This window comes from Arsukibacterium sp. (assembly GCF_036735525.1).
Taxonomy (GTDB): Bacteria; Pseudomonadota; Gammaproteobacteria; order Enterobacterales; family Alteromonadaceae; genus Alishewanella.
In genome coordinates this window covers 1-12,400 of sequence record NZ_DAINOE010000088.1, presented here as the reverse complement: position 1 = coordinate 12,400, position 12,400 = coordinate 1, and the positions used below count along the sequence as shown (strand labels likewise).

Annotated in this window: 9 protein-coding genes; 5 read left to right on the top strand and 4 right to left on the bottom strand. The window is 48.4% G+C overall.

Features of this window, described 5'->3' with window-relative positions; translation table 11 throughout:
* Positions 1-142: 142 nt before the first annotated feature.
* From V7D78_RS14175 to ggt, 4 genes are all read right to left on the bottom strand, one after another.
* Positions 143-730 (bottom strand): hypothetical protein, encoded by a 588-nt coding sequence (locus V7D78_RS14175; protein WP_333609109.1) that lies wholly within the window; start codon positions 728-730, stop codon positions 143-145.
* Positions 731-1,168: 438 nt separating this feature from the next.
* Positions 1,169-1,354: a hypothetical protein gene (locus tag V7D78_RS14170; RefSeq protein ID WP_333609108.1), complete on the bottom strand. Its 186-nt coding sequence runs from the start codon at positions 1,352-1,354 to the stop codon at positions 1,169-1,171.
* A gap of 450 nt (positions 1,355-1,804) precedes the next feature.
* Positions 1,805-5,650, bottom strand: coding sequence for a bifunctional proline dehydrogenase/L-glutamate gamma-semialdehyde dehydrogenase PutA (gene putA / locus V7D78_RS14165; RefSeq protein ID WP_333609107.1), 3,846 nt, complete (start codon positions 5,648-5,650; stop codon positions 1,805-1,807).
* A 240-nt stretch (positions 5,651-5,890) separates the two neighbouring features.
* A complete protein-coding gene (gene ggt / locus V7D78_RS14160; protein ID WP_333609106.1) occupies positions 5,891-7,567 on the bottom strand; it encodes a gamma-glutamyltransferase in 1,677 nt (558 codons plus the stop codon).
* A 185-nt stretch (positions 7,568-7,752) separates the two neighbouring features.
* On the opposite strand from ggt, the gene V7D78_RS14155 reads away from it, so the two are divergent.
* From V7D78_RS14155 to V7D78_RS14135, 5 genes are all read left to right on the top strand, one after another.
* Positions 7,753-8,532 (top strand): substrate-binding periplasmic protein, encoded by a 780-nt coding sequence (locus V7D78_RS14155; RefSeq protein WP_333609105.1) that lies wholly within the window; start codon positions 7,753-7,755, stop codon positions 8,530-8,532.
* A 126-nt stretch (positions 8,533-8,658) separates the two neighbouring features.
* Positions 8,659-9,327, top strand: coding sequence for a hypothetical protein (locus V7D78_RS14150; RefSeq protein ID WP_333609104.1), 669 nt, complete (start codon positions 8,659-8,661; stop codon positions 9,325-9,327).
* Positions 9,249-10,361: a serine hydrolase domain-containing protein gene (locus V7D78_RS14145; protein ID WP_333609110.1), complete on the top strand. Its 1,113-nt coding sequence runs from the start codon at positions 9,249-9,251 to the stop codon at positions 10,359-10,361. Before V7D78_RS14150 ends, V7D78_RS14145 begins: the two co-directional genes overlap by 79 nt.
* Positions 10,358-11,428: a sensor histidine kinase gene (locus V7D78_RS14140; protein ID WP_333609103.1), complete on the top strand. Its 1,071-nt coding sequence runs from the start codon at positions 10,358-10,360 to the stop codon at positions 11,426-11,428. The genes V7D78_RS14145 and V7D78_RS14140 overlap by 4 nt, the downstream gene beginning before the upstream one ends.
* Positions 11,409-12,113 carry a LytR/AlgR family response regulator transcription factor gene (locus tag V7D78_RS14135; RefSeq protein WP_333609102.1) on the top strand — a complete coding sequence of 235 codons (705 nt, stop codon included), beginning with the start codon at positions 11,409-11,411 and terminating at the stop codon, positions 12,111-12,113. Before V7D78_RS14140 ends, V7D78_RS14135 begins: the two co-directional genes overlap by 20 nt.
* Positions 12,114-12,400: the final 287 nt, after the last annotated feature.

The following is a 12,400-nucleotide window of genomic DNA, read 5'->3' as shown; positions in this document are numbered from 1 at the left end:
TGACTCCCAAAATTCCGAAAAAGACAACGGGCACTTGCAGATAGTTGCTGCTCCAGATACTTTGTTTCACATAAACCTCCAACAGATAACGCTCAGAGTAAGTGCGCGCTGTTAAGCGTCTGCTGACTTAGTTTGTTAAACCTTAATATATACATGCCATTGAATCACTGCCTTTTTGAATATGCATGTTGGTTAACATTAATTCGGGTATAGGGTGGGGCCACATTTCATAAACAGAAATGTTAGCTCTTACTGGGCAACTGCTGGTTTGATGCGGCTTGCCCGAAAAATCGATCATATTCAAATGGTATTTAATATTGAACGGGAAAGGGTTTTTTACTGACAGCATCATGCCTATACCAGAGTCCATTTGAGTAAACGAGAATCTGATAGTTTTCTCAGGGTTTTGTATTTCAGCAACTTGCTTGAAATTCCCGAGGCGGTTTCCTTCTAACACCTCAGCCTCGATCAGCAATTCATCACCAGGAAGAATAGAAATTTGATTGCCTTGAGCTGCAGGCCAATACAGCGGGAGCATTTCATCAATAAGCCCGTTATCTGTTTTAAATTTAACATGTTTATTTTGACGGCATGCGTGCAGTTTGCAAAATTCTTCTAAAGATAGCTCTTCATTAGAATGTACAACCTTTTCTGGCGAAGCCTCTTTTGTTGTTGATTGACAACTAATTAGAAAAAATGCTGAAACCAGCAAAATCATAGAATGCTTCACAAAATCTCCTTTAAATATAACTCAAAGCACAGGGGCCGAAAAAGCGCCAGCGGGTTTGACGTCCCAGTGACCAACGAGAGCGATGCGCGCTTGTTAAGTGGCTGCTCACACATATAAAGCTACTCCATAAAAGCATGACATTATTAATATCATTAATAAGACGTATCTTTTACGAGCCCAGCCTTTGCGATTCAGCCAATGCATCAGAGGAAAACAAGCTGCTAACCAAACCCAAAAGACTACTAGTGACAAAACTAAATTGTCATTAAATGCTAAATGAGCTGCCCCAAAGGGAGGCCCCATAATGAACAACAAAATCAACCGGGCATCCAGAGCGCCCAGATCAGTAAGACTTTTCATAATACGGCTTAACGCTCGCCAAACACGCGAGCAACTTGTTGCGTGTCGAGCCGCAGACCGGCGTTTTGGTGGCGTTTGTTATAACCTTTTCTCCATTCTAATTAACTGCCAAGGATCATTATTGCCGGGGAACTTAAATAGCTCCTTTGCAACACTTTGAAAACTCAATGAGTTGTATAAATTCAAAGCAACAATATTATGCTCAAAAACAGCCAAGGTTATTGTCTTAGCACCCAAATCTGCCTGTGCTTCATCAATTAACATAAGCACCATACGTTTGGAATAACCAGTAAGACATATCTTGATTAAACCATGCTTGCCTGACCGTATGAGGCACAGTTGAGTAATCAGAACTAAAAAACCATACCCATATCAAGTAAATGGAGAGTATGGCTATTGATGCAAAATAGAAGTGTTTCGTTTTCATAGTTCTCATATGGGCGGTTTAAGCTTGGCTAAAGAAGGTTCATAACAGCTTAATAATTTGGAACGTACACGCTTTCAAACCGTGTCAATTCCCTTTTATTTTTTGTAAATGAAATAACACTATCCAACAACCTAACGTAAATCAACACGTTTTTATCCAATATTGCAATAACGAGTGGTGCAAGCGGGCGCAGTTTAAGTACGCATAAAGTTATGCAAAACAAGGGCTAACTGAGCCAATAAAAAAGCCAGTAATCAATACTGGCTTTTTGGGAGTGCCTAAGCTAATTAAGACTCATCATCTTCTTCAACCATGGTCATCAGCGAAGTATTACCGCCTGAGGCTGTGGTATCGATACTGATGGTTTTCTCAGTGATTAAGCGTTTTAGCAGGGTATCGTAATACTCGGCACTGATCACCGGTAAAATGGCCCCCTGACGCTTCGCCAGTTGCTGACTGAAATAACCTAAGCGCGACGAGCGGGCGGCCACTACAGCGCCAGCCAGGTGCGGATGGGCTAAAATGGCCTGCAGCTGATTGGGCTTGGCCACCTGAAACACACCCTTAGCTACGCCGGTGGCTAAAAACTTATCACGAAACGCCAGGGCTTCGTTATAAAACAGTTCTGATGCTACGGTAATGACCGTATTACCGGCAGCCAGCGCGGTAATAATAGAAATAGCCCAGAAGTTAAACGAGGTGCTCTTATCGGCATAACAAACCACACAGCCACGCGGCTCATAGTGCAGGGTGTTAGATTCACCGGTTGGCCCTGGCAGGGTTTTAAAGTGACGCATATGCTTTTCCAGCCGGTTCAGCTGAGCCCGCGCATCGGCCAGCGTTGAGCCTAAGTCATCGGCCAGCTCGTCAATAATATCCACTGTGGCTATTCTGGCTAATAATTGACGTACCGCTGACACCCGGTTATTTAACGCTGTAGCCCGCCAGATTTTTTCATCACGCAGTGAGTTGGCCATTAACTGTTGCACTTCGGCGTCGGCATCTGCAGTGTGGTGCATATCCAGCTCGTCCGGGCTTAGGTTAGTCATTTGTACGTTTTCTGGTGAGGCTTTTTCTTTAACCAGCCGGAGCAGATAATTCGGGCCACCGGCTTTGGGGCCAGTGCCAGATAAACCGCGACCGCCAAAGGGCTGAGCGCCAACTACGGCACCTATCATATTGCGGTTGATATACACATTACCGGCACGTGACATCTTGGCCAGATACTCACAGCGCTCTTCAATACGCGAGTGAATACCCATGGTTAAGCCAAAGCCGGTGCCATTGATTTGATCAATCACCTGATCCAGTTGCTCAGCCTTAAAGCGGATAATATGCACACAAGGGCCAAACACTTCGCGTTTTAATACCGACAAATCTTTAATTTCGTATAAACGCGGGGCAAAGAAATAAGCGCCGTGGGTACTGTTATCCGGAATAGCACACTGATAATGCAAAGTGGCTTTATCTTTTAAGTATTCCACATGTTGCTGCAGGTTTTGCAGCGCCTTTTCATCTATTACCGGGCCGATATCCGTGCTTAACAAGGCCGGATCGCCGACATGCAGCTCGGCTAAGGCGCCTTTTAGCATGGCAATAATGCCATCGGCCACATCGTCCTGAATAAACAGTACCCTTAGCGCTGAGCAGCGCTGGCCGGCACTTTGAAAGCCAGAGCTGATGACATCATCTACTACCTGCTCAGGCAGGGCGGTGGAGTCAACAATCATACAGTTCTGGCCACCGGTTTCGGCAATCAAGGGGACCTGAATATCGTTACGGTTCGCCAGGGTTTGTGAAATCAGCGTGCCGGTTTCGGTAGAGCCGGTAAACATCACCGCCTGAATACGCGCATCTGGCACGATAACCTTGCCCACTTCGCTGCCACGGGCCAGCACAGGCTGCACTACATGTTCAGGTAAACCCACAATGTGCATCAGCTCAATAGTACGCAGCGCAATCAGGCTGGTTTGCTCGGCCGGTTTAGCAATAACAGTATTGCCGGTGACGATAGCCGCTGCGACCTGACCTAGGAATATCGCCAGCGGGAAATTCCACGGGCTGATACATAAAATGACACCGCGCGGCTCAAAACGCTCGTCCTTAGCCAGCTCTTCCGCCCGGGCCGCGTAATAACGGCAAAAATCGACTGCTTCACGTACTTCGTCAATACCATCTTGCGCTACCTTGCCGGCTTCTTTAATACAGAGTGCCACCAGTTCATCATGGTGCCGCTCTAAAATGTCGGCGACCCGGCGCAGTAAGTTGCTGCGCTCGCTAATGTCAGTTTGTGACCAGCTGGCAAAGGCCTTATCGGCGTTATCCAGCAACTGCTGCATTTGCTCCGCGTTTTGCAAGCTGATATGGCCAATGATTTCCTGGTGATTAGCCGGGTTTTTCACCGGCTGGGCACCTGCAGGCAGTTGAGCAGGGTCAAGTTTGTGCTCATTAAACCAGCGGTCTAAGTTGGCTTTAAATGGCGTTAACAGATTAATGTCGGTTAAATCCAGGCCGCGTGAATTCGCGCGCTCGGCGCCAAACAGCTCAATTGGCATTTTAATCTGGGTGTTAAATTTATTGCGCAGGCCCTGCAGGGTTTCCACCGGATCCGGCAGCAGTTCTTCTACCGGCTTAGAGGTGTCAACAATGGCATTGACAAAAGACGAGTTAGCGCCGTTTTCCAGCAGGCGGCGAACCAGATAAGCCAGCAGGTTTTCATGCTCGCCAACAGGGGCATAAACCCGGCACTGAATTTTTTCTTCAGTAACAATTTGATCAAACAACGATTCGCCCATGCCATGTAAACGCTGAAACTCAAAACCGCTGTTATCGCCTTTGGCCACTTCTAAAATGGTGGCGGCGGTGTAGGCATTGTGAGTGGCAAATTGCGGGTAAATACAATCGCGCGCTTCTAATAACTTAATAGCGCAGGCTTTGTAAGATACATCGGTTGAGGCCTTGCGGGTAAATACCGGGTAATGAGCCAACCCATCCTGCTGGGTGGTTTTAATTTCGGTATCCCAGTAAGCGCCTTTAACCAGGCGCACCATTAACTGCCGGCCCACTTTACGGGCTAATTGTGTCAGCCACTCAATAACGAAGATGGCACGTTTCTGATAGGCCTGCACCGCTAAACCAAAGCCACTCCAGTCGCCCAGCTCATCATCACTGAAAATCGCTTCAATAATATCCAATGACATATCCAAGCGATCCGCTTCTTCGGCATCGATGGTAAAACCAATGTCATAACTTTTTGCAACCAGTACCAGGGCTTTCAGCTTGGGCAGCAGTTCGCTCATCACCCGGTCACGGTGGCTGAATTCATAGCGCGGGTGAATAGCCGATAACTTAACCGAAATACCCGGGCTTTTAATCGGGCCACGGCCTTTGGCAGCTTTGCCGATGGCATGAATAGCGGTTAAATAGCTTTGATAATAACGCTCGGCATCGGCCATGGTGCGGGCACCTTCGCCCAGCATGTCGTAAGAGTACACATAGCCTTTTTGCTCTTTTTCCGCGGCGCGTTCAATAGCATCATCTATGGTGGTGCCCATAACAAACTGTTTGCCCATAATTTTCATGGCAAAGTTTACCGATTTACGAATAACCGGCTCGCCCAGGCGACCTATAGTTTTTTTCAGCACACCAAACTGTTCGGCTTTGTTTTTATCGGTGTAGTTCACCATCTTGCCGGTGATAAGCAGGCCCCAGGAGGAGGCATTAACAAATAAGGAGTCACTGCTGCCTAAGTGCGCGCTCCAGTCACCCTTTGCCAGCTTATCGCGGATCAACAGCTCCTGAGTTTTTTTATCCGGCACCCGCAATAAAGCTTCAGCCAGACACATCAGTACCACGCCTTCTTCGCTGGACAGTGAGAACTCGTTTAACAGTGCATCAACACCCCCCTGACCATCCTGATCGCGGCGGATATTCAACACGATTTGCCGTGCCCGCTCCCAGGCCCGGCTTCGTGCTTTCACGCCCACTTCTGCTAAAGGTAAGATATGATCAATCACCTGATTTTCATCGATGCGATAATAATCGCGGATTTTTTGTCTCAGTGGACATGTCGCTGTTAAATTACCGGTAAATAACATAAGTAACCCTTCACAAAGTGGTGGTGTGTTGTTCATGCATGAGTGGCTTGTCGGGCGCTCATTAAGACGTGCATACTAATCAAAATGCAGCAGAATGTGCTGGCTAAATTGCCATGCTTTTCCCTAGTTTACAGGGAATTTTTGGCAATAAACCGGATAAAATGCTGACTTTACAGCAAAACGCCCGCCAGGTCGCGGTGGCAGCGGCCAGCAGCATTAAGTGTAGGATAGAGTAGACCTTAATGCGGCTGCTAAAGTTTACAGAACCGAAATGAGCTAGTGCTGAGTGATCACGGTTGCCACACCGCGATGGCGGGGATCCGACTGGGCCTGCACTTTACCGTCAATGACTTGTATGGCCTGAATATCACCCAACGCCCAGCGCTGCTGATGAAAGCTATAGCCTTTAGCCGTCAAGGCCTGTTGTACATCAGTAGGCAGCAGTTGGTATGGCTCCATGTTTATTTGGTTTTCAGGTAATAACTGATGGTGAAAGCGGGCGGCGGCTATAGCTTCGGCCAAAGGCAGTTCAAAGTCATACAGGTTGCTGATCACCTGAAAAATAGAGGTGAAAATCGTTGAGCCACCCGGGGTGCCAATCACCAGTACGACCTTGCCGTCTTTGAGCAATATGCTGGGTGTCATAGACGACAGCATTCTTTTTCCCGGTGCTATGGCATTGGCACTGCTGCCTACCACACCAAAGGCATTGGGTACGCCGGCTTTCACTGAAAAATCATCCATTTCGTTATTCAGTAAAAATCCGGCACCACTGACCACCACGCCACTGCCATAATCCAGATTAAGGGTGTAGGTATTGGATACTGCATTGCCGTGTTTATCGAGTATAGAAAAGTGGGTGGTTTGATGGCTTTCCAGGCCGGGTTTTACTGAGGCCGTTGGCGATATGGCGTTGGCATTAATTTGCGCAGCGCGTTTATCCAGATAATCGCTGTGCAGCAATTGCTGCTGTGGTACCGGGCTAAAATCCGGGTCCCCTAAATAATCCGCGCGATCGGCAAACACCCGTTTGGCAATTTCGGCCATCAGATGCACGTACCGGGCACTGTTTAAGCTGACATTGGCAAAATCAGCGGCCCGGCGCTGTTTGAGTGCCAGTAACTGGCTAAGGGCGATGCCACCTGAGCTGGGCGGGGCCACAGTTAACAGCTGATAGCCTTGCCAGTCAAACAAAATGGGCTCGCGCCAGATGGCTTGATAATTGGCTAAATCATCCAGGCTGATCAGGCCCTTGCCACGCTGCATTTCAGCTACTATCAATTTAGCGGTGTCGCCCTGATAAAAATCGGCCTGGCCCTCTTTGGCTATGCGGCCTAAGGTGGCGGCCAGTTCCGGCTGCAAAAAGGTGCTGCCCGGCTGCATTTGAGCGAAGTAATCAGCAAAATTGGTTTTACCGGCAAAGCGGCTGAGAATATTGTCATAATACAAAAACTGCTTATCCGACACGACAAAACCCTGTGTGGCATAATCGATGGCCGGTTGCAGCAGTTCCGCCCAGGGCAGGCTGCCAAAGCGTTGATGCGCCTGCCACAGGCCCATCACGGTGCCGGGCACGCCACTGGCCTGATGGCCAATTAAGCTTTTGTTTTTAATGACCGCTTGCTCGCTATCCAGATACATATCGGCATCTGCTTTGGCCGGAGCGGTTTCGCGGTAATCCAAAAAATAGCCCTTACCGTCAATCCACAAAGTCATAAAACCGCCACCGCCAATATTGCCCGCTTCAGGGTAGGTAACGGCCAGAGTAAAGGCGGTGGCGATGGCCGCATCAACAGCATTGCCGCCGCGGCGCAAGACGTGCTCGGCAACAGCAGCGCCATAGCGGTCAGGGGCGGCTACGGCAGCGTCGTGTTGTTTGCCTGAGGTTGCCTTGCCAGCCAGCGCACTGCAGCTCAATGCCAGTAGCAGCCAGCCTAGAATACGGATTATCATCTTTAACTCCTGCATCCACTATTTTCAGTTCTAGTCTAGTTCCGGTTTAAATACAAGTAATAGGGTGTCGCCTGTTGTTATGCTAAATAGCAGCTTAGGCTAAGCGAACCGAGCATTAGAGCGATGGTTGTCTTATGCTATGCTTAAGTATCTAATGCGAATTATTAATATTAAGGTCGCGGCTTATGAAATTAGGCTGGCTTAACGCTATGTTTTTGCTGCTTATGCTCAGTTTTCAACCTTTTGCAGCATCTGAACCACTGCCGATACTGGAGTGGTGTTTGGATGATTTACCTGAGCACCACCATTATCCCGATCAAGGCCAGCCTTATGGACCAACAGTCGACTTTATGCAGGAGGTGGCTAAAGTCGCAGGCTTTAAGTTAAGGTTTAGCCCTAATACTCCCTTTGCTCGTTGCCTGCGTTTAATGGCGCAAGGCAAAACAGATTTAATGGTGCGGTTAAATAGCAACCCCGAGCGTGAAAAAGTGATGTTTATGTTGCCTTATGCATTGGCGAATCCGGAAGTGTTAGTAATTTACAAGGACAGCCCTGATATCCAAACTGTTGCTGAACTAAACCGGCTTAACCTGATGGTTATCCGCGGTTATACCTATAACAGCAATACAATTAATGTTGTGGCTAAACACCCACGTAGTATTGAAGTTAGCTCGTTGGAAGCAGGGCTAAACATGTTGATGGTGAATCGTGGAGATGCCATAGTGACGACGGCCGAATACGCTTTAAGCATTACCAACAGCATGCCAGAGTTTCATCAGCAATTTAAACTGGCCAGCTTAGTATTTCAGGAAGAGGATGCGCGCTATATCCACCTGGCATTTTCTAAAGCCAGCCCACATGTGCATTTAAAAGAGCAAATAGCCAAAGCGATTGCCACTATTTTGGCAGATGATGGCGTCTACCAATCATTTCATCCGCTTTCAGTCAGTCCCGACCATCCATAATCCCTTGGCCATTTATCCTTGCTTGACGCCGCTAAGGCATTAATATGACCGCTTAACATATAGTTTAACTGCTTAGCATCTTGTTTGGGTAAGCTTGGCCTTGACTGAACAACAGGAGCAATAGAGATGAAAAAATTGACCTTAATCGCCGGCATGCTGCTTGGCAGCAGCTCAGTTTTTGCAGCACAAGCAGCAGAGCAACTGGCCGGGCATTGGCGTGGTGTACTGCAGTTTTCAGCTGAAACCGGCGTAGTACTGGGCATCGAGCTTACCCCTGAGGCCGATGGCTACCAGATGACCTTAATCAGTCCGAACCAGAGCCTGACGAGCATAGAGCCAACCCGTTTTACTATTGACGGCAACAGCCTTAGCTTTAACGATGACAGCTTAAGAGCACAATTTAGCGGTGAATTTGACGGCAATACCTTAAAGGGCGTGTTTACCCAGGGCCGTAATATGCCTATCACTCTAACCCGGTTATCGGCAGAATCAGTAGCCAGATTAGAACATGAGCAGCAATGGGCCGGCGAGCTGATGATTAGCCGCAGCGCCAGTTTACCACTGGTGTTAAATGTCGCCGTGATAGAAGAGGGCTATCATGTCACCTTGGATAGCCCTAAGCAGCAAAGCTTTGGTATTCCCATTACCGAATTCTCAATAACTAAGCAGCAATTAAACTTTAAATCGGCGATGATTAATGCCAGTTATCAGGGTAACTGGCAGCAAGACGCCTGGCAAGGCAGCTTTGTGCAGGGGCAGGCCATGCCGTTGACCCTAAAAAAAAAGCCTCAGTAGTTACCAGTGATAGCTCAGAGCCGAGCCTTGCTGCATTAGCGGCCTGGCTGGATGCCGAATTTGGCCAGCATGCCGTCGCTATTGCCTGGGTAAACCAGCAGCAGGTGCAGTACCTGCTGCATGGCAAAGCTGATCTGGCCAATCAGCTGCCGTTAACGGCGCAAACCTTATTTGAAATTGGCTCAATTTCAAAACCTTTAACGGCGCTGGCAGCACTTAAACAAGTGCAAGCCGGGCACTGGCAGTTAGATAGGCCGCTCTCGGCACAGTTTGGCTTGCAGCAACTGGCTAAACATCATTACAGCCTGGCGCAGTTAATTACTCATCAAAGTGGCTTGCCGCGCTTACCGGCAAATATGCCGCTGGATGATTTAACCAATCCCTATGCCGGATATTCTAAAGAAGATTTACTGGCGGCCCTGGCCAGTACCGACTTTGAGCAGCAAGTCTTTAGTTATTCTAATTATGGCTATGGTCTGCTGGGTTTTTTATTGGAGCAGACGCAGCAGCAGCCGTTTGCCACTATTATGCAGCAACAGGTATTTACGCCCATGGGTATGAAGAGTGCTGCCGTGCAAACCCCTGGCGGACGTTTTAAGCCGTTGGCGACAGGCCATGCGATTAGCCAGCAGGTGGTGTCGCACTGGCAGTTTGACAGCCTGGCCGGCGCCGGGGCGGTGCTTGCCAGTATTGAAGATATGGCACAGTTATTAAGGCAATTGTTTGCCAGTGCCGACAGTGACCCTGTGTTACAACAATGGTTAACCGTCATCAGCAGTTCAGGGCAACCACAGATGACACCGGGTTGGATGCAGCATAATGACTGGTTGTGGCATAACGGGCAAACAGCTGGTTTTAGTAGCATGCTGGTGTTTGACCCCTGGCAAAAACAGGGCTTGGTGCTGTTGAGCAATCTGGCTATGCCAATGACCGAGCAAAGCTTTAGCTTGTTTGCGCAATTGCTGGCGCAGCCGCCAGGCTATAAGCTGGGAACGCCATTAGTTGATGACAATAAAAAGAGTGAAACTGAATGAAGCATAGTTATGCTTATTTACAGTGGAGCGGTTGGGGCCTGCTGTATGTTTTTTACAGCCTGGTCATTTTTAACCGCCCGGTATTTGTCGATACCGAGCTGTTGTATGCCGCGGTATTAATCGGCGCCACAGGGCTGGGCTCACATTTTTTGCGCACCCTATACCGCCGTTATGCGGCACAGGGTAGTTTGTTGCGTCAGGTAGGCATGTTGTTAGGTGGTTGCCTGCTGTTTGCTGCGCTGGCCACCAGCATATTGCTGCTAACCTTTTTTACGTTAACGATTATTGGCTATACCTTCCCGGTACCGGCCGATCAGCGTTGGTTTATTATTAAAACCATCTTTGTCGGTAATTATTTTAATATGCTATTGGCGTTGTTGCTCTGGTCAGCGATTTACTTTGCCATAACCAAGGTGCGGCAGCTGCGACAAACCACGGCATTGTTGCATGCGACTCAGTTGGATGCGTTAATTAGCCAGTTAAATCCGCACTTTTTATTTAATGCCATTAATAATATCCGGGCGTTGATTTTAGAAGATCCCGAGCGGGCCAGAAACATGCTGGCGGCACTGTCAGACATGCTGCGCTATAACTTAAAACCAGAAGATGGTATCAAGGTGCCTTTAAAAGAGGAGCTGGACATAGTGCATCATTATTTGGCGTTGTGTTCTATTCAGTTTGAACAGCGCTTGCAGTACCAGCAGCAGATAGCGCCGGGCTGCGCTGAGCTGTTGGTGCCGAAATTACTGCTGCAATTGTGTGTGGAGAACGCCATTAAACATGGCATCAGCCATTTACCACAAGGGGGCCAGGTGACGATAAGCGCAGAGCTTAAGGCTGATAAGTTGCAACTGCGGGTCAGTAATCATGGATGCTTGCAAAAAGCGGGAAGCAGCACTGCTGCTGGCAGTAACAGCAATGCTGGTCTGGGCTTGAAGAATATCCGCCAGCGGCTGCAATTGTTGTATCAGGGCCAGGCTAGCCTGCAGCTGTATCAGCAGCAGGAACAGGTGATTACCGATATCAGATTGCCGATGGAGCGCGAAGATGAAGGTACTGATCATTGACGATAGCCGGCTAGCCCGGCTGGAATTAACTAATCAGTTGGGCCAGTGTGCCGGTATCGACATAGTGGGGGAGGCGGCAAATGTCGCCGAAGCCTTACAGTTAATTAATGCCAGCCAGCCAGATTTATTGTTATTAGATATTGATATGCCGGGCGGCGATGGTTTTAGTCTGCTGGAGCAACTGCATCAGGTGGCGCGCTTACCTCATGTTATCTTTGTCACGGCCTTTGATCAGTATGCGCTGAAGTCCTTTGAATACCAGGCCAAAGATTATTTGCTAAAGCCGGTAACCTTGCCAAGGCTGCAAGCAGCGCTAAGTAAGGTGCCGCTTGGCAACAGCCAAACCCAGATGACCTTACAAAGCCAGGTATTTTTAAAAGATGGCGAGTGCTGTTTTTTTGTCACGCTGGCCGATATTTATGCCTTTGAAGCACACGGCAATTATACCAAGGTGTATTTTGCTAATGGCAAACCGCTGATTTACCGCAATCTGGCGGCACTGGAGCAAAAGCTGCCGGCAGAGCAGTTTTTCCGGGCCAATCGCAGTTGGATCATCAATACCCAATATATTAGCCGCATTGAGCCCGCCATCAGCGGTGGTTTTGATGTCTGGCTCAAGCCAGAGCTAACAGTAGAAATCTCCCGCCGTCAGGCCGTGGCCTTTAAGCAGCTATGGAGTTTGTAGAGTAGTCAGGCACACACACTAACTTATCCAACTAGTAACACCGACTGTTGTTGTGCCGCACCGCAGGGTTACCGGTATAAGGGTTAAGTGGCGGTGTACTTGCAGCCTGAATGTCGCTTAAATCTTGCAAAAGCCACCAATGCAATAAATATAGCCGGCTGTCTTGTTCAATTCTGCGAAGCTTTTCATGGGGAGCTTGCGGTCGTTTTTCAGGAAAATTCTTGCTGGCGAGCCTAGAGGCTGTTGATCTTTGAGTGAAAAATAAACGGCATAGCAACAAGGTATAA